The organism is Kitasatospora sp. NPDC096140 (assembly GCF_040303045.1).
GTDB lineage: Bacteria > Actinomycetota > Actinomycetes > Streptomycetales > Streptomycetaceae > Kitasatospora.
In genome coordinates this window covers 34885-52490 of record NZ_JBEOUW010000005.1, presented here as the reverse complement: position 1 = coordinate 52490, position 17606 = coordinate 34885, and the positions used below count along the sequence as shown (strand labels likewise).

The 17606-nt window shown below is 74.0% G+C and carries 14 protein-coding genes; 7 read left to right on the top strand and 7 right to left on the bottom strand.

Annotated elements, in window-relative coordinates:
* Positions 1-100: 100 nt before the first annotated feature.
* Positions 101-376, top strand: a complete 276-nt coding sequence (locus ABT048_RS06395) for a hypothetical protein (RefSeq protein WP_350520144.1) — start codon at positions 101-103, stop codon at positions 374-376.
* 86 nt (positions 377-462) lie between these two features.
* The gene (glmS, locus tag ABT048_RS06390) at positions 463-2289 is read left to right on the top strand and encodes a glutamine--fructose-6-phosphate transaminase (isomerizing) (protein WP_350520143.1); all 1827 of its coding nucleotides are present in this window, start codon (positions 463-465) and stop codon (positions 2287-2289) included.
* Between the two features lie 130 nt (positions 2290-2419).
* Here the strand turns inward: glmS and ABT048_RS06385 are convergent, their stop codons facing one another.
* From ABT048_RS06385 to ABT048_RS06370, 4 genes are all read right to left on the bottom strand, one after another.
* Positions 2420-3271 (bottom strand): hypothetical protein, encoded by an 852-nt coding sequence (locus ABT048_RS06385; RefSeq protein WP_350520142.1) that lies wholly within the window; start codon positions 3269-3271, stop codon positions 2420-2422.
* A complete protein-coding gene (locus tag ABT048_RS06380) occupies positions 3268-7491 on the bottom strand; it encodes an AAA family ATPase (RefSeq protein ID WP_350520141.1) in 4224 nt (1407 codons plus the stop codon). Before ABT048_RS06380 ends, ABT048_RS06385 begins: the two co-directional genes overlap by 4 nt.
* Positions 7492-7632: 141 nt before the next feature.
* Positions 7633-8544, bottom strand: a complete 912-nt coding sequence (locus ABT048_RS06375) for a glutaminase (RefSeq protein ID WP_402809217.1) — start codon at positions 8542-8544, stop codon at positions 7633-7635.
* 288 nt (positions 8545-8832) lie between these two features.
* Positions 8833-9627, bottom strand: coding sequence for a DUF3152 domain-containing protein (locus tag ABT048_RS06370; protein ID WP_350520140.1), 795 nt, complete (start codon positions 9625-9627; stop codon positions 8833-8835).
* 448 nt (positions 9628-10075) lie between these two features.
* On the opposite strand from ABT048_RS06370, the gene ABT048_RS06365 reads away from it, so the two are divergent.
* Positions 10076-10291: a heavy-metal-associated domain-containing protein gene (locus ABT048_RS06365; protein ID WP_350520139.1), complete on the top strand. Its 216-nt coding sequence runs from the start codon at positions 10076-10078 to the stop codon at positions 10289-10291.
* 77 nt (positions 10292-10368) lie between these two features.
* On the opposite strand, the gene ABT048_RS06360 is transcribed toward ABT048_RS06365, so the two are convergent.
* Entirely contained in the window at positions 10369-10980 is a 612-nt protein-coding gene (locus ABT048_RS06360; RefSeq protein WP_350520138.1) for a DinB family protein, read from the bottom strand.
* Positions 10981-11080: 100 nt separating this feature from the next.
* Here ABT048_RS06360 and ABT048_RS06355 point away from each other — a divergent pair, with 100 nt between their 5' ends.
* Positions 11081-12157, top strand: coding sequence for a helix-turn-helix transcriptional regulator (locus tag ABT048_RS06355; RefSeq protein ID WP_350520137.1), 1077 nt, complete (start codon positions 11081-11083; stop codon positions 12155-12157).
* A gap of 622 nt (positions 12158-12779) precedes the next feature.
* Here ABT048_RS06355 and ABT048_RS06350 read toward each other — a convergent pair.
* Entirely contained in the window at positions 12780-14114 is a 1335-nt protein-coding gene (locus ABT048_RS06350) for an aminotransferase-like domain-containing protein (protein WP_350520136.1), read from the bottom strand.
* Positions 14115-14279: 165 nt separating this feature from the next.
* Between ABT048_RS06350 and ABT048_RS06345 the strand changes: the two genes are divergently transcribed.
* Entirely contained in the window at positions 14280-15056 is a 777-nt protein-coding gene (locus ABT048_RS06345; RefSeq protein ID WP_350520135.1) for a crotonase/enoyl-CoA hydratase family protein, read from the top strand.
* A 222-nt stretch (positions 15057-15278) separates the two neighbouring features.
* Here ABT048_RS06345 and ABT048_RS06340 read toward each other — a convergent pair whose 3' ends face one another.
* Complete coding sequence (locus ABT048_RS06340; RefSeq protein WP_350520134.1) at positions 15279-16202, bottom strand: LysR family transcriptional regulator; 924 nt, start codon at positions 16200-16202, stop codon at positions 15279-15281.
* A gap of 219 nt (positions 16203-16421) precedes the next feature.
* On the opposite strand from ABT048_RS06340, the gene ABT048_RS06335 reads away from it, so the two are divergent.
* Complete coding sequence (locus tag ABT048_RS06335) at positions 16422-17006, top strand: SRPBCC family protein (protein WP_350520133.1); 585 nt, start codon at positions 16422-16424, stop codon at positions 17004-17006.
* Between the two features lie 117 nt (positions 17007-17123).
* Positions 17124-17468 (top strand): hypothetical protein, encoded by a 345-nt coding sequence (locus tag ABT048_RS06330; protein WP_350520132.1) that lies wholly within the window; start codon positions 17124-17126, stop codon positions 17466-17468.
* The last annotated feature ends 138 nt before the right edge of the window (positions 17469-17606 follow it).

Genomic DNA, 17606 nt, shown 5'->3' with positions numbered 1-17606 from the left:
GGTGCTGCGGGGGCGGGACTGGGCCGATAGCCGTCATCCCTGCCCGATTTCGGGCAGGATCTTTGGCTTCGACGGGTGGTGCGACCTAGGCTGCTCACTCGTGCCGAGCTCATCCCACCCTCATGAAGACCTTCTCGCCCACCTGACCCGGACCAGCCCGCTCGGGCCCGGGGAGGCGGCGCGGGTCGTGGCGGAGGTGCTGGCGTACTTCTCCGAGAGCACCGAGGAGTACGTGCGCCGACGCCACACCGAGCTGCAGGCACGCGGTCTGACCAACGAGCGGATCTTCGCCCGCCTCGCCGAGGAGCTCCCGCAGCGCCGCGTCGCGGCGCCGGAGCTCTCGGCCCGCCAGCTGCGGCGGATCGTCTACGGCTGAGCGCGGACCGCCCACGGCCGGGCGACGCCGCCCATGGCCGGGCGACGCCGCCCACGCCCCCGTCACTACCAACGAGGAGTCCACGCATGTGCGGAATCGTGGCCTACATCGGCCCCAAGGACGCGACCCCCTTCCTGCTGGAGGGACTGGCCCGGCTGGAGTACCGCGGCTACGACTCGGCGGGCGTCGCCGTCACCGGGCGCACCGGCGGCATCAAGCTGCGCAAGGTGAAGGGCCGGGTTGCCGACCTCGCCGCCGCCGTACCGGCCCGGTTCAAGGGCACCACCGGCATCGGCCACACCCGCTGGGCCACCCACGGCGTGCCCAGCGACGCCAACGCGCACCCGCACCTGGACAACGCCGAGCGCATCGCCGTCGTCCACAACGGCATCATCGAGAACGCCGACGAACTGCGCGCCAAGCTGACCGCCGACGGCGCCGTGTTCCGCTCCGAGACCGACACCGAGGTGCTGTCCCACCTGATCGCCGCCCACCTCACCGAGGGCGTCGAACTGGAGGACGCGGTGCGCGCCGCGCTCGGCCGGGTGGTCGGCACGTACGGCATCGCGGTGCTCGACGCCGACCAGCCCGACCGGATCGTGGTCGCCCGCAACGGCAGCCCGATCGTGCTGGGCATCGGCGAGAAGGAGATGTTCGCCGCCTCCGACGTCTCCGCGCTGGTCCGCTACACCCGCCAGGTCGTCCACCTGGAGGACGGCGAGCTGGCCACCGTCCGGGCCGACGGCTTCCGCACCTTCACCGCGGACGCCCGCACCACCCACCGTCAGCCGTCCACCGTGGACTGGGAGATCGACTCCTTCGACACCGCCGGCTACGAGCACTACCTGCTCAAGGAGATCCACGAGCAGCCCGGCTCGGTCGAGCGCACGCTGAGCGGCCGGCTCGACGAGCGCTTCGCCACCGCCCACCTCGGCGGCCTCAACCTGGACGCCCGGGAGCTGCGCGAGATCCGCCGGGTCAAGATCCTCGGCTGCGGATCCGCCTACTACGCGGGCGAGATGGGCGCGCAGCTGATCGAGGAGCTGTCCCGGATCCCCGCGCACAGCGAGCCGGCCTCGGAGTTCCGCTACCGCAACCCGGTGATCGAGGCGGACACCCTGTACGTCGCGGTCAGCCAGTCCGGCGAGACCTACGACACGCTGGCCGCCGTCCAGGAGATCAAGCGCAAGGGCGGCCGGGTGCTCGGCGTCGTCAACACCGTGGGCAGCGCGATCGCCCGCGAGTGTGACGGCGGCATCTACCTGCACGCCGGGCCGGAGGTCTCGGTCGCCTCCACCAAGGCGTTCACCTCCACCGTGGTCGCCTTCGCGCTGCTGGCCCTGCACTTCGGCCGCATCCACGACCTCTCGCCCGCCGACGGCCGCCGGATCGTCTCGGCCCTGCAGGCACTGCCGGACCAGATCCGCGAGGTGCTGGAGCAGAGCGAGTCGATCGCCGAACTCGCCGCCGAGTACGCCGAGTCCGCGGGCATGATGTTCATCGGCCGGGTGCGCGGCTACCCGGTGGCCCGGGAGGGCGCGCAGAAGCTCAAGGAGATCTCCTACGTGCACGCCGAGGCCTACCCGGCGAGCGAGCTGAAGCACGGCCCGCTGGCGCTGATCAGCCCCGAACTGCCCACCGTGGCCCTCGTCCCGGACGACGAGCTGCTGGAGAAGAACCTCACCACGCTGGGCGAGATCAAGGCCCGGTCGGGACGCGTCATCGCCGTCGCGCACCGCCGCCCGGAGGAGAAGCTCGCGGACCACTGCATCCTGGTGCCCAAGAGCGAGCCCGAGCTGGACCCGCTGCTGCTCAACATCCCGCTGCAGCTGCTCGCCTACCACGCCGCCGTCGCCCTCGGCCGCGACGTGGACAGGCCGCGCAACCTGGCGAAGAGCGTGACGGTGGAGTAGCCGTCACGGTCGGCGCCGTCATTGCAGTCGGCGCCGTCGTGGCAGCCGGCGCAGTCGGCGCGTGAAGTCGTCGGGCCCCGGTCGCTGTGCGGACGACCGGGGCCCGGCCGGTTCCGGGGGTGTTCGCGGTTCAGAGGTGCTCGCGCACGGCTGCCGCCACCGCTGCGGAGCGCAGGTAGCGGGCGGCGGTGTGGAAGTCGAACAGCGCGATGCTCTCGGTGAGGTCCCGGTCGACCTCCGGGAAGCGACGGGTCAGCGGACGGGGGACGGCCACCGGGTCGCCGTGGTCGCTGATGTTGACCCAGCGGCGCACACCCGGAGGGCGCCGCCCGATGCCGTCCTCGGGGGCGGGCGACAGCCGGTGGAAGACACCGTGGGGCAGGGCCAGCGGGGACCCGAGCGTCAGCAGCAGGTCGACCTCGATCTCGGGGTGGGCGTGCAGCGCCTCGTAGGTGACGACGCTGCCGAGGGAGTGCGCGATCACGATCCGCGCCTTGCGGTCGGCGATGGCGTCGGCCACGCCCTCCCGGGCGGCTTCGCGGGCCCCGGCGCCGCCGAGGTAGCGGGCGACGTCGCGGAACAGCGCCGCGACGAAGGCCCGGGTCAGCCTGCCGTCCAGGCTCAGGTGCTCGGCGACCATGCCGGCGAGGTGGCGCAGCGGTACGGTCAGCCGTCCCTGCGCCGTCGCCTGCGGGAGGCCGAGGGCCTCGGCCCAGTCGGCGGCCAGGGCCGCGGCGGCGGGGTCCTCCCGCTCCAGGCGGTCGAGGGCGGCGTCCTCGTCCCCGCCGCCCTGGGCGGTCGGCCGGTCCGCGTGCAGGTGGTGAGCGTAATAGGCGTAGGTGAGGTCGATGTGCTCGGGGGAGAGGGCGAGTCCCCGGGCGAGGTCCTCCGCCCAGCGGCGGGAGCGGGCGGTGACGACGTCCTGCGGGGCGTGGTCGGGGGCGTGGTGGCCCACGCCGTGGACGGCGACGATCGGGGTCACGGGGTACCTCCTGGGGTGGGCGGGGTCGGGCGCAGGACGGGGCCGTTCGGGTCGAGGTCGAGGCGGATGACGTCCGGGCCCATGCCGACGAAGACACCGCCGTCCGGGCCGACGGCGACGGCGAAGATGCTGTCCGGGAACCAGAGCCGGTGGAGCTGGGTGCCGGTGGTCAGGTCCCAGAGGCGCAGCGTGCGGTCGAAGCCGCCGGTGAGGGCGCAGGGGCGGCCGTCGAGGACGGCGGGGGCGACGGCGAAGACGGCCTCGGTGTGGCCGAGGAGTTCACGGCGGTGGGTGCCGTCGAGGTCGGTGAGGTGGACGCTGCCGTCCTCGTGGCCGCTGAGGACGTGGGGACGGTTGTCGACGGTGCACACCGCGAGCGCGTGGACGTCCCAAGCGGCGTTCTGGAACACGCGCTCCGGCCGGGTCCGGCGGCCCGGGGTCACCTTCCAGACGACCCCGCGCCGGTCCCCGACGAGCACGGTGCCGCCCACGGTCGTGAGGCTCGTGACCTCGGCCGAGGCCCGCATGAGGCGGGTGATGCCGGGCCGGTCGTGGCGGTGGAGCCACACGTGGCCGTCCTCGTCGCCGGTGACCGCGTGCCGGGATCCCCCACCGAGGGAGAGCGCGGCGATCACGGTGTTCGACCTGGGCTGGGCCGGCGACACCCAGAGGTTCCTGCCGTCCGGATCGACGCCGAGGACTCCATGGGCCTGACCGGCCACCAGGACGAGTGTTCCGTCGGAGCCGGGACTCACCGCGATGCTGTTCGGCCAGGCTCCGGTGAGGACGAAGAACCGGTCGCGGTCGTCGGCGCGCTGCGCATCGATCACGCCGATCTCGCCCTCGCGGCTGGCCGACACCAGACGGCCGTCCGGCAGCACCGCCAGCGCGGTGACCGCGTGCCGGTGGCCCCGGCGCTGGCGCAGCGCGAACTCGCCGTCCGGGTTCCAGATCCGGACGGTACCGCCCTCGCCGGCCGTGAGGAGGCACCAACGGCCGTCCACGGTGGCGTCGGTGACTGCGGTGATCGCCGTGGTGTGGGTCGCGACCATCCGCCAGCGCTCCTTGGTCGCGCCGTACACGAAGACGTGGTCGACGTGCGCCATCCGGACGGTGCCGTCGTTGCTCCCGGTGAGGAGATGGCGGTTCGGAGCGCCGCCGTGTCGGCGCGTCGCGGAGAGCACGGTGATCTCACCCGCGTGCCCGGACTCCCTGCTCCTCGGCCGGACGGTGCGTCCGAACAGGCTCACGGCTCCGGACTCGTGGGCCGTGGCGACGTCCGGTCCGTCCTCGTCCAGGGCGGCGGCCGCGGTGACCGGATCCTCCCGGCCGTCGACGTGACGGACCGCGATCCGCGTGCCGTCCGCGTCCCAGGCCGTGACGCCTCCGTTCTCCTGGTGGACGAGAACACCGGTGCCCCGGTACCGCGCGAGCCGCCGAACGGTGCCGCCGTACCTGGGCAGCGCGACGGTGGCGAGCGCGTGCCCGGTCTCCGCGTCCCAGTGGCGGAGCCGTTCGTCCTCCCCGGCGCTGACGACCCGTGGTACGCCGTCGACCGACAGCGTGACGACCGCCCAGACCGGACCGTTGTGCGCCTCGGCGGTCCACAGCGGGCGACCACTGGTCAGGTCCCAGCCGTGCAGCCTGCCGTTGTCGTCGCCGGTGACGGCGATCGGCCCGCCGGGCAGCTCGGCCGCGGCCACGCAGCCCACCGCGGCGCCGTGGTCGGGAAGTTGGAGCACGGTGGTGGCCGTTCGCAGGTCCCAGAGGCGGGCCGTACCGTCCTGACCCGCGGTGAGCGCGTGGGCCCGGCCGTTGATCTCCAGGGTGGTCAGGTCCCAGATCTTGCCCCGGTGCCCGATCAGGGTGGTGAGCAGCCGGGTGGCCAACGGGCGTCCGGCCGTCCAGGTGACGGTCCACGGACCGTCGGCGGACAGCGCGGCGGACAGTTCACCCAGCTGGTAGCGGGCGGCGTCGAGGGCGAGGATCTGGCGGCGTTCGTCCGGGGCGGCGGCGCTGTGGGCGCCGAGGGAGGCGCGGTAGACGACGCCGTGGGGGTGCTGTTCACCGCTGTGGTACAGCTCGGCCGACAGGGCCGCCGGGTCGGCGTGGACGAGGAACTCCGGGTCGTCCAGCAACTCGGCGAGCGCGCCCGCCTCGGCGGCGTGGCGGGCGGCGTGCCGGAGCAGGTAGTGCTCGGCGGTGGCCCACTGCGCGGGGCGGTCGGGGACGGGCCGGACATCGGCGAGCAGGCGCTCCCAGAGCGTCCGGGCGTCCAGGTCGGGGCGGGCGCGCAGCCGGTCGGCGAGGCCCTGGTGGAAGATCCGGTACAGCGGGGTGCCGTCCCCGTCGGGGGAGCGGCGCAGGTAGAAGCGGGCGGTGTCCAGGAGCGCGTCGGTCGCGTCGGTGCCGGCCACCACGCCCACCAGGCGTTCGGGCATGCCGGTGCCCTCGGCCCGGGCGATGGCGGTCAGCACCGACCGCAGGCGCTGGTCCGGCTGGTGGCCGAGGTCCAGGTCGAGGATCGCGTCGAGGGTGCGGGGGACGGCCCGGCCCAGCGCCTCCGCGTCGGCCGGGGTCCGCAGGGGCGGTCGCTGCTCCAGCAGGTACCGGGTGTAGAGACCGGCGACCAGGAACTCGCCCCACTCCGGCTCCGCCGACACCAGGGTGTCGGCGACGGTGCGGGCCAGCCGGTCGACCAGGCCGCGTTCGTGGGCGTCGTACGGCTCCGCGCGGCCCAGCAGGTCGGCGACGAAGTCGGCCAGCTCCTCCCGCAGGCGGTCCCCGGGCACCTCGCCGAGGTCGAGCAGGCCGTCCTGGCCGCGGGCAGTGTCGAGGAGCAGCTTCAGCCCGGGCTCCGGGCGGGTCGCGACCAGCACCCGGCACAGCGGTGAACCGTCCGGCCGGCGGCGGGAGATGAGTGGCGACAGCAGTGCGGTGAGCAGGTCGACGGGATGCTCGGCCTCGTCGAGCGCGTCGAGCAGCAGCACCGGCGCGGTCGGCCGGGCGTGCAGGGCGTCGATCAGTCGATCGGCCGTCCAGGGGCTGCCGCTGCTGCCGCTGCTGCCCGGCGGCAGGGGCAGCTCCCACTGGGCGGCGAGCGACGCCACGACGGCGGCCAGGCGGCGTCGGCGGGCGTGGACCACGGCCAGGCCGGGGACCTTCCGCGGCGCCGACCTCCGCAGGGTGCCCCAGACGTGCTGGGTGGGCGTGCGCAGCGCGGGGTGCGCCGCACAGGCGAGCATGCCCAGCAGCGCGGACTTCCCCACACCGGGCTTGCCGGTGACGACCTGCAGCGCCGGGCCCTGCCCGTCGAGCCAGCCGCAGAGCCGGTTCAGCTCCTCGGTGCGGCCGGTGAAGGAGGTCAATCCCTGTGTGCCGTAGGCCTGTTGGTGGCCGAGCGCGCGGCTGACGAAGTGTCCGGCGTCGGCGGTCTCGTCGAGCAGGGCGGCCAGCTCGGGGTGCGTCCCGCCGCCGCCGGGGCGGTGGCGGGGATTGCGGAAGAACCGCAGGTGGCCGAGGTCGGCGCCGAGCGCCGCCAGCGGGCGCTCGATCCGCTGCTCCGGCCCGCCCCGGCCGAGCTCCTCGACCCGGCGGGCGAGTTCGCGGCAGAAGCGGTCGATCGGGATGTATTCCAGGGACTCGTCCAGCGGCAGCGTCCCGTCCGCGAAGCCGCCGAGTACCTCGGCCACGGCGGAGCTCAGCCGGCCGTCGTACGCCGGGTCCTCGGGGCGGCTCGCGGCGACCACCCAGACCCGGCGCAGCTCCGGCCGCACCAGCCGCTCGAAATGGCCCCACACGACCCGGCCGGAGTAGCAGAGGTCGAGGAGGAGCAGGACGGTCGGGCCGCCCTCGCCCGCCCGGGCCTCCACGCCGGTGATCCAAGTGGACAGCTCGTCCGTGAGCAGCCCGTCGCCGCCGACCACGTGGAGACCGTTGGTGATCCGGTCGGACGGCTTCCCGTGCGCGAGGAGGTGGACGATCACGAAGCCCGGCCCGCTGTGCAGCGCGGCCCGCACCGCCTTCGACAGGGCCGCCGCGGTGGCGGCCGGATCGGCCGTGGTCTCCACCGGCGTGTAGCGGTACCGCTCGGTCAGGATGCCGCGCAGCCGCTCGGCGCGGTCCGGCGCGTAGGCGAGCCGCGGCCACGCGGGCGGCACCTCGTCGGCCGGATCGCCCGCCTCGCCCTCGACCCCCACCACGAGTGCACGGTGCTGCACCGGCCGTCCCCCAACTCGCCGCCTGTGTGCCCGGTCCTGCGGGCGTGATCCGGAGTCAGATTACCGAGCGGGGAGATCGGCGGGGTGCGGTGGGCCGGTGAGAAGACCGAGCGGGAGGGTCGGTGGGGTGCGGTGGGCCGGTCAGAAGACCGAGCAGCCGGACAGGGTGGTCAGGGTGTCCAGGGCGGTGACCGCGGCGACCGAGTTGCCGGCCTGGTCGAGGCGTGGGCCCCAGGCGCAGACGGCGGCGCGACCGGGGAGTATGGCGAGGATGCCGCCGCCGACGCCGCTCTTGCCAGGGAGGCCGACGCGGAAGGCGAACTCGCCGGCGGCGTCGTAGGTGCCGCAGGTCAGCAGGACCGCGTTGATCCGCTTGGCCTCGCTGCGGGACATCAGGTGGGTGCCGTCGGCGCGCACCCCGTAACGGGCGAGGAAGGAGCCGGCCAGGACCAGGTCCCGGCAGCTCGTCGTGAGGGCGCAGTGGGCGTAGTAGTGCTCCAGGACGGTCTCGACCGGGTTCTCCAGGTTGCCGTGGCTGGCGATGAAGTGGGCCAGCGCGGCGTTGCGGTGGCCGTGCTCGGCCTCGGAGGCGGCGACCACCGGGTCGGTGTCGAGCCCCGGGTTGCCGGACTCGCGGCGCAGGAACTCCCGTACCGCGCCGGAGGCGTCGCCGGTCATGGTCTGCAGGCGGTCGGTCACCACGAGGGCGCCCGCGTTGATGAACGGGTTGCGCGGGATGCCGTGCTCGGTCTCCAGCTGCACCAGGGAGTTGAAGGGGTTGCCGGACGGCTCGCGGCCGACGCCCCGCCAGAGCGTGTCACCGCCGTAGGCGACCGCGAGCGCCAGGGTGAACAGCTTGGACACGCTCTGGACGGAGAACGGCTGCTCCCAGTCCCCGACGCCGTGCAGCTCCCCGTCGACGGTGGCGACGGCCATGCCGAAGGACTCCGGGTCGGCGGTGGCGAGGGCCGGGATGTAGTCGGCGACCCTGCCCTGGCCGCGGGTCGCCCGGGCGGCCGTCTCCGCGGCCGCCAGCAGCACCGGCCAGTCCAGGTTCTCCCCGCCGGGCACACCGTTCACCGTTCGTCCTCCACGTTCTGCCGCGTTCTGCGATGCTCTGCCACGTTCACCAGCCGTCGGAGCCGCCGCGTCGGTACGGACGCGGTCTCCGGGCTGGGCTGCGCTCGGGACGGTGTCCTGCTCACTGCGGGTGGCGGCTCGCGGCAGACCGCGGCTCGGACCGGGCGCGCGCGGTGGGGGCGGCGTCCGGTCCGACCAGGATTATCCGTGTTCCGGGAGGACGGTTTCGGCAGGGGGTGGGGGTGGCGCCGCCGGGACGGGCTACGGGGCGTTGGTGGGGGCCAGGACGGGCGGGCCGGTGAGCAGGGCGCCGGCGTCGGAGTAGGGCCAGCCGTTGGGGACGCAGCCGTGCAGCCCCTTGATCTGCTGCATCATCACCGGTGCCGGCTCGCCCGGCCCCGGGCAGTCGACGTGGCCGTTGCCGAGGATGTGGCCGACCTCGTGGTTGATCGCGAGCGCGTGGTAGAGCTCGGGCTTGCCCTGGTAGAACTCGGACAGCTCGGTCCAGCGCTTGAGGTTGATGACCACCTGGTGGGTCACGCCGCAGTTCACCCAGCCGCCGGTGTCCAGCCCGTACTGGCCGCAGATCCGGTCGGTGGACTTCGGGGTGGCCAGGTAGACCGTGAAGTCCACCGGGTCGGCGGGCATCCGCTGGAAGGAGGCCGTGCCGCCGGCGGCCCAGCCGTGCCGGACGTCACCGAGGACCGCGTCCACCTCGGCGGCGAACTGCTCAGGGCTCTCCGCGATCCCGTTCTCCACCCGCACCTTGTACCGGTACAGGTGCTCGCCGGTACCGAAGCGGGCGGAGCCACCGGGCGCGGTGGTGAACGCGAGCGGGGCCGGCCCGCGCTTCCGGTCGCTCCACGGCTGCCACCACAGCAGACCGGCCGTCACCGCGGCCACCAGGGCGAGGGCGAGCGCGCCGTGCCAGGGCTTGCGGGGACGCAGCCGGCGCAGGCGCGGGCGGCGGGGCCTCGGGGGTCGGGGGCCCGGGCGGCGGAAGCCGGGGCGGCGGGAGCCGGGGCGGCGGGAGTTCGGCTCGGCCGGGGTGCTCAACGGCTGCTCCCGGCGTGCGGGGCCGTGTGGGACGGCAGGCGTACGGCGGTGGCTTCCGGTCGGTCGGGTATCGGGGCCAGTGTGGACATGGTGGAACGGCTCCAGTGCGGGGACCGGCACGGCCTGGTCGGTACGGGGGGCACGTGTTCGGGTCGTGCGTGTTCGGGTTGTGAGTGCGTTCGCGTTGTGCGTGTTCGGGTCGTTCGTGTTCGGGTGGTTCGTGTTCGGGTGTTCGGGTCGTGCGTATTCGGGTCGTATTGGGAGGAACGGGCAGGGGAGGGGCGGTGGTTCAGGCCCCTGTCGGATGTACGTCCCGGTCGGTTCCCGGAACCGCTCGATGGTGTCACCCGTGCGGCGTGTCCCTGGGACCGGGCCCCGGATTCGGGTGTGGTGGGCGGGTCGATCCGTTCCACCTGTCCGTCACGGGTACGTCTTGGGAGGCGCCGTCATGTCCACCACCGCTGTTTTCGCCGTCGAAGGGATGAGCTGCGGCCACTGCGAGAGGACGGTCAGCGCCGGGCTCTCCGCGCTGCCGGGCGTCACCGACGTCGTCGCCGACGCGCCCAACGGGCGGGTCACCGTGGCCTCCGCGCAGCCGTTGGACGAGGACGTGGTCCGCGGCGCGGTCGACGGGGCCGGGTTCACCCTGGTCGGGCCGGCCTGACGGCGGGTTCGCACGGCGCGGGTTCGCACGGCGCGGGGTCCGTCGGTCGCGACCGACGGACCCCGCCGACGTCCGGCTCAGCCCATCGTCTTCGCGCCGTCCAGGGCTTCGCGGATGATGTCGGCGTGCCCCGCGTGCTGGGAGGTCTCGGCGATGATGTGCAGCAGCACCCGGCGGGCCGACCACGAGGCGTCCGCCTGGAACCAGGGGGCCTTCGGCAGCGGGTGGGCGACATCCAGGTCGGGGAGGGTGACCACCAGCTCGTCAGTCCGGCGCGCCACCTCCTCGTAGGCGGCCAGGACGTCGGCCAGGGTCTCCCCGGGCAGCATGCGGTACTCGTCGGCCCGGCGGGCGATGTCCTCCTCGGTCCAGGTGGTGAAGTCGGGCATCGCGGACGGGCCCTCCACGATGAAGGCCGCCCACAGCCGCTCCATCGAGGTCACGTGCTTGACCAGGCCGCCCACGCACAGCTCGCTCGCGGTGGTCCGCAGGCCCGCCTGCTCGTCGGTGAGGTCACGGGTGGTGAAGCGCAGGAAGTAGCGGTGCTTCGCCAGCGCCTCCAGGAAGTCGGCGCGCTCGCCGGTGACGTTCGCCGGCACGGCGCCGGCGGTGGCGGTGGTGACGCTGCTCGCGGCGTTGGTGGTGGTCGCGGTCGTGGTCTCGCTGGTCGCGTTGGTGGTCGCGGTCATGGTTCTGGCCTTCCGTTCGGTTCCTGCTCCCTCGGACAAGAACAACGTTACGGACCATTGCGGCCACTTCCTGTCCTGAATCCCGGGAAGAATGGGACCCATGGCGAACACCAGCACCCGGACGCTTCGGCTGCTCTCCCTGCTCCAGACCCACCGGTACTGGCCCGGCGATGAACTGGCCGACCGGCTCGGCGTCTCCGTCCGCACCCTGCGCCGGGACATCGACCGCCTGCGCGAACTCGGCTACCCCGTCGAGGCACAGCGCGGCGTCGACGGCGGCTACCAACTGGCGGCCGGCGCGGCACTGCCGCCGCTGGTCATCGACGACGAGGAAGCGGTGGCCCTGGCGGTGGGCCTGCAGGCGGCGGCGGAGAGCCCGGTCGAGGGCGTCGCCGAAGCCTCAGTACGCGTGCTGGCGAAGGTCGTCCAGGTGATGCCGGCCCGGCTGCGCCGCCGGGTGGAGGCGCTGCGCGCGATGACCGTCCCGGTCGACTGGGGCGCCCACGGGGGCGTGGGCGTCGACCCGGACGTCCTCACGGTGGTGGCGCTCTCCTGCCGGGACGACGAACGGCTGCGGTTCGCGTACACCGCCGCCGACGGGCGCGGTTCGGAGCGGCACGTCGAACCGCACCGGCTGGTCTGCCTCAACCGCCGCTGGTACCTGGTCGCGTACGACCTCGACCGCGCCGACTGGCGCAGCTTCCGCCTCGACCGGCTGAGCGCCCCGCAGGGCAGCGGCGCCCGCTTCGCCCCGCGCGCCCTCCCGGCCGCCGACGCGGCGGAGTTCGTCCGTGCGGGCCTCAACGGCGTGCCCCGGCCGCACCGGGTGGAGGCGCTGGTCGACGCGCCCGCCGACTACGTCCGGGCGCGCGTCGGCCGCTGGGGCACCGTCGAGCCCGTCGCCACCGGCCGCTGCCGGCTGCTGATGACCGCCGACTCCCTGGACTGGCCCGCCATGGCCCTGGGATCACTCGGCGCCGACTTCGAGGTGATCGGCCCACCCGGCCTGCGAACGCTGCTGGAGGACTGGAGCACCCGCTTCAGCCGCGCGGCCGCCATGGCCGCCCCGGCCGCCCCGGCCGCCCCGGGCGCCCCGGGCGCCCCGGGGGAGGCGGGGGATGCCGGGGAGGCCGGGGATGCCGGGGAGGCCGGGGAGGATGCGGGGCGATCGGAGTAGGAAGTCGGGCGGGCCGACTTCTGGCGCGCCTCTGGGGGCGGGCGCGCCGCCCGTGGTGTTGCCTCGGGGAGAAATATGCAGACCGGTCTACTGATTCTCTCCCCGGAGGCGCGCTGGGATTGGGGTGACGTGCGCAAGAAGTCGGCGTGGTCGACTTCCTGCGTCGAGTGGGTCTGGGTAGGGAAGATTATGCAGACCGGTCTACTGACTTGTTGGGGGGTGGGTGGGGGCGGTGCACAGAAAGTCGGGTGGGCCGACTTCCTGCGCGGGTGCCGGAGTTGGGTGAGCACGAATATGTCGATCGGTCTACGTATTCCTGGTGCGGGCCGGGCGGGGCGGGGCGGGGGGGTGTGCGTGGGAAGTCGGGTGGGCCGACTTCTGGCGCGCCTCTGGGGGCGGGCGCGCCGCCCGTGGTGTTGCCTCGGGGAGAAATATGCAGACCGGTCTGCTGATTTGTTGGGGGTGGGTGGGAGCGGCGCATAGAAAGTCGGGCTGGTCGACTTTCTGTGGGGGTGGTGGAGTCGGCTAGGCGTAGGAATATGCAGATCGGTCTACATATTTTTCAGGGATGGGGCCGGGGTGGAGCGCGCGTGGGAAGTCGGGTGGGCCGACTTTTGGTGGGTCAGGGGGCGATGGTGTCGAGGGTGGCGCGGAGGCGGGTGAGGGCGGTGGGGAGGTCGGCGAGTGGGGGTGTGGCGAGGGCGAGGCGGAGGGCGTTGGGGTGGTGGGCGGTGGTGGCGAACGCATCGGCGGTGGAGATCAGGATGCCCTCGGCGGCGAGGGCGGCGGCCGCGTGGTCGGGGCGCTGGTGGGGTTCGAGGGTGAGCCAGAGGATGTAGGAGCTGGGGTGGGCGGTCGTGGTGAGGCCGTCGAGGGCGGCGCGGGCGATGGCCTGGCGCGCCGCGGCGTCCGTCCGGCGCTCCCGTTCCAGCCGGGCCACCGTGCCGTCCGCGAGCCAGCCGGTGGCGAGGGCGGTGATCAGGCCGGGTGCGCCCCAGGCCGCCGTGCGCAGCTGGGTGGTCGCCGGTCGCAGCAGGTGCTCGGGCAGGACGGCGAAGCCGAACCGCAGGCCCGGCGCCACGTTCTTGGACAGCCCGGCCACGTAGCAGGTGCGTTCGGGCGCGAGGGCGTGCAGGGGTGGTGGCGGCGCGGCCTCCAGGAAGGCGTACGTGCCGTCCTCGATCAGCGTGCAGCCGTGTTCGGCGGCGAGGTCGGCCAGGCGTTCACGCCGCTGCCGGTCGAGCACCCAGCCGAGCGGGTTGTGGACGGTCGGCATGGCGTACACCGCGCGTACCGGTCGGGCGTGGCAGAGCCGGTCGAGCGCGTCGAGGTCCGGGCCGGCGGGGGTGACGGGGACAGGCGCCACGTCGAGGCTGTGCGCGGAGGCGAGCAGCTTGATGCCCGGGTAGCTGAGCGCGTCCACGGCCAGGACGTCCCCGGGGCGGGTGAGGGTGCGCAGGACGCAGTCCAGCGCCTGCTGCGCCCCGCTGGTGAGCAGCACGTTCTCCGGTGCCGTGTCGACGCCGCGGTCCAGCAGGTACCTCGCAACGGCCGCCCGGTCGTGCCGGTGGCCGCCCGGGGGGTGCTGGCGCAGCAGGGCTTCGGCGTCGCCCGAGGAGGCGAGGGCTCGCAGGGCGTGCCGCAGCAGGTCGCCCTGGTCGGGGGCGAGCGGCTGGTTGAAGGAGAGGTCCGCCAGCCGCGGCACCGGGAGCGCGCGGGAGGGTTCGAGGCCGTCGTAACCGGCGCGCAGCCGGACGAAGGTGCCCCGGCCCTGTTCGCCCACCACCAGCCCGGCGGAGGCGAGTTCGGCGTAGACCCGGGTGGCGGTGGCGAGGGCGACCCGCCGTTCGCGGGCGAGGGCGCGGTGGGTCGGAAGTCGCGTGCCGGCGGGGAGCGCGCCGGAGCGGATGGCCGTCGCGTACTCGTCGACGATGGCCTTGTAGGAGGGCGGTCGCACCGGTCACCTGCCGTTCCTGGGCGTCATGCGCGTGGACATGTATCCAGGACAATAACTGGATTGTCATGGGGCGGAGTTCCTAGCCTCGATCCGTCCGGCGGTGGAGCCGGGAAACCGAGCGAGGAAGCCGAGCCGGGGAACCCGAGCCGGGAACGGAGCGCGCCCATGACCGTCCGCAGCGAGCGGGACCAGCACGTCGTCACCCTCACCATCGACCGGGAGAAGAAGCTCAACGCCCTCGATCACCCGACGATCGACGCGCTGCTCGCCGAGTTCGACCGGATCGACGCGGACGACACCGTCCGCGCGGTGATCCTCACCGGCGCCGGGCGGCGGGCGTTCAGTGCGGGGGCTGACATTCCGTCCCTGGCGGCCGACATCGCGGGCGGGCCCGAGCGGGCGCTGCGCGAGTTTGTCCGGCGCGGCCACACCCTCACCCGCCGGATCGAGGAGTTCCCCAAACCGATCATCGTGGCCGTCAACGGCCTTGCATACGGTGGTGGTTGCGAGATCACCGAGGCGGCCCCGCTGGCCGTCGCCGCCGAGCACGCGACCTTCGCCAAGCCGGAGATCTCGCTCGGCTTCCCGCCGCCCTTCGGTGGTTCGCAGCGGTTGCCGCGTCACGTCGGGCGCAAGCGCGGCCTGGAGATGATCCTGACCGGGGACCCGATCCCGGCCGCCCGGGCCGCCGAGCTGGGCCTGGTCAACTCGGTCGTCCCGGCAGGTGAACTGCTCGACGCGGCCCGGGACCTGGCCGACCGCATCACCCGGCACGCGCCGACGGCGGTGGCTGCCTGCCTCCGGGCGGTGACCCGCGGGATCAACCTCCCGATCGACGAGGGGCTCGCGGTCGAGGCGGCGGCCTTCGCGGCGACCGTGCCGACCGAGGGCGTCCGGGACGGGCTGCGGCGTTTCCTGGACCGTTCGTCCGGCTCCCGCTGACGGCGGTTCGGCAGGCGCCGCGCTCCCGGGGCCGCCCGGGTCGCCAGGAGGAGTGGAAGGCGCCAACGGGCGGGCAATGGAGAGGAATCGGGCGACGTCGGGCACTTTCGGGATCTGCTCGGGCGCCGGACGGGGACCTCGCGGGAGAACGTACGGTCGGGGGCCGCCGGCGGCGTGCCGGTGGTCGCGGAGCACGGCGCGCGGGCGGTGGGGCAGTGGCGGTCAGACGGTTCCTGGGTGCCGCGCCGGGAGGGTGGGCCCGGCGCCGCAGTGGGCGGCGACCGTGTCGGCGAAGGCGCGGGCCAGAGGGCACAGATTGGCCCAGTCGCGGATGGCCCAGCCGGCGGTGAGGGCGGGCAGGTCGGGGAGCGGGAGCAGCCGCAGGCCGGGGTGGCCGGGTCCCTGCCACTGGGGGAGGGCGGGGACGACGGCGTGGCCGAGGCCGAGTTCGGCGAGCAGGATCGCGGTGTCCCAGTCCGCGACGCTGGTGTCGAAGACCGGTCGGATACCCGACTTCCCGAGCCAGGCGTCGAGTTGGGAACGGGCGACGGAGTTCTGCGGCAGCCCGATGAGCCGGGCGTCCTGGAGGTCGGCGGGTTCGATGCGGGCCCTGGTGGCGAGCGGATCGCCCGCGGCGACGGCCAGGACCCACGGCAGGTCGACGACCGGCCGCTGGTCGATGCCGCGGACCGGGGTGCCGAGGGTGATCCAGGCCAGGTCGACCCGTCCGGCGGTGAGCGCCTCCAGGCAGCTGCGGCTGGACACCTCCGTCTGGAACTCCAGGCTGACCTGGGGGAAGCGCCGCCGGAAGTCCACCACGGCCGCCGACATGAAGTGCCGGATACTGGTGGCGCCGGTGGTGATCCGGACGGATCCGCCCTCGCCGCGCGCGAGTTCGGCCACCCGGTGCAGTGCGTGGTCGATGCTGCCGAGGCCGGTGGAGACGGCCGCCTGGAGCAGGCGGCCCGCCTTGGTGGGCACCACCCCGCGCGAGTGGCGCTCGATCAGGGCGAGACCGAGCTCGCGTTCGAGCCGCTTCACGTGCTGGCTGACCGCGGACTGGGTGCAGTGGAGGTCGCGGGCGACGGCGCTGAGCGAGCCGGCCCGGCAGACCGCCGCGAAGACGCGGAGATCGTCGATGGTCACGGGGACCCAAGGTATCGCTTGGAGATGCCCCAGCAAACCGGCGGATTGACTTGGGGGTTCGGCGGGCTCGATCATCGATTCCGGGCCCAGGGCGGCAACCCGCCCGCTGCCCCCGCGGCGTTCCGGACGCACAGGCGGGGGCAGCGGGCGGGTGTCGACCCGCATCGAATCGCTACCTGCACGACGTGCACCACGTGGATGACCAGAAGGGGGAACGGAATGCGCTACGCCGACGGTCCGGGGACGGTCTGCGAGATCTTCGTCCAGGCACCGGTGGAACGGGTGTGGGAGCTGGTGACGGACATCGACCTGCCCACCCGGCTCAGCCCGGAGCTCCAGCGCGTCGCCTGGCTGGACGGCGCGGACGGACCGGCGCCGGGCGCCCGCTTCGAGGGCCACAACCGCCGTGAGGGCCTGCCCGACTGGCGGACGGTCTCCGAGGTGACCGAGCTGACCGAGCCGGCAGGGGTAACCGAGCCGACCGAGCCGGTCGGTTCCGTCGACCCCACCCGCCCCCGCGTCTTCGCCTGGGCCGTGATGGACGCCGACGGCTGCTACGGCGAGCCGGTGTCCGAGCCGGCCGGTGCGCTGGCGCGCTGGCGCTTCGACCTGACCCCCGAGGACGGCGGCACCCGGCTGCGCCAGTCGGTGGTGATCGGCCCGGGCCGCAGCGGCATGAGCCGCATCATCGACGCCAGGCCCGAGATCGAGGAGAAGGTCGTCGACTTCCGGCTGGGCGAGCTGCGCACGGCCATGACGGCCACCCTCGAAGGCATCAAGTCGCTGGCCGAGCAGGGGGAGTAGTCCCCGTCCGACGATCGATCCGGGCTGTCCGGGCTGTCCGGGCTGTCGAGGCTATCCGGGTGCCCGGGCCGCCCCGGTCGGGTGAGACGGGTGCGGGTTCGCCGAAGGAGCGGTGAGGTGGCACGGGTGGCGTGGGCGGGCTCCGAGGTCCGCTGGATCGGGCAGCTCGGCCGACGACTCGTCGTGGTGCGGGAGGTGGACGGTCAGCGGATCCTGCAGGTCGACGACTGGTCCACCGTGGTCGACGAGCGGACCGCCGTCCACCACCGCACCGGGTTGCTGCACCACCGCCTGGTGGTGCAGCAACCCGGTCGGCCCCCGGTCGAGTTCCGCTACCGGCTGCCGTGGCCGATCCGGTCGGCCCCGTTCTGGGCGGCCACCTACGACCTGTGGTCGGCCGAGGCCGACGATCCGGGACTGGACGTCGTCGCCCTGCTGGGCGGCACCGACGACTGGGTGTGAGACCGGTCCGGTCGGCAGCAGCGGCGACGCCCCGGGGCGAGGGGGTCGACCGGGAGCAGCGGGGCCCCCCCGGGCCGGGGGGGGGGGGGGGGGGGGGGTGGGGGGGGGGGGTAAACCGGGGGCGGGTGCGGGGGGGCG

What these genes read in the sequence shown, in the direction of transcription:
- glmS (WP_350520143.1), top strand. Translation starts at nt 463, where the DNA reads ATGTGCGGAATCGTGGCCTACATCGGCCCCAAGGACGCGACCCCCTTC.
- ABT048_RS06345 (WP_350520135.1), top strand. Translation starts at nt 14,280, where the DNA reads ATGACCGTCCGCAGCGAGCGGGACCAGCACGTCGTCACCCTCACCATC.
- ABT048_RS06360 (WP_350520138.1), bottom strand. Translation starts at nt 10,980, where the DNA reads ATGACCGCGACCACCAACGCGACCAGCGAGACCACGACCGCGACCACC.
- ABT048_RS06365 (WP_350520139.1), top strand. Translation starts at nt 10,076, where the DNA reads ATGTCCACCACCGCTGTTTTCGCCGTCGAAGGGATGAGCTGCGGCCAC.
- ABT048_RS06335 (WP_350520133.1), top strand. Translation starts at nt 16,422, where the DNA reads ATGCGCTACGCCGACGGTCCGGGGACGGTCTGCGAGATCTTCGTCCAG.
- ABT048_RS06355 (WP_350520137.1), top strand. Translation starts at nt 11,081, where the DNA reads ATGGCGAACACCAGCACCCGGACGCTTCGGCTGCTCTCCCTGCTCCAG.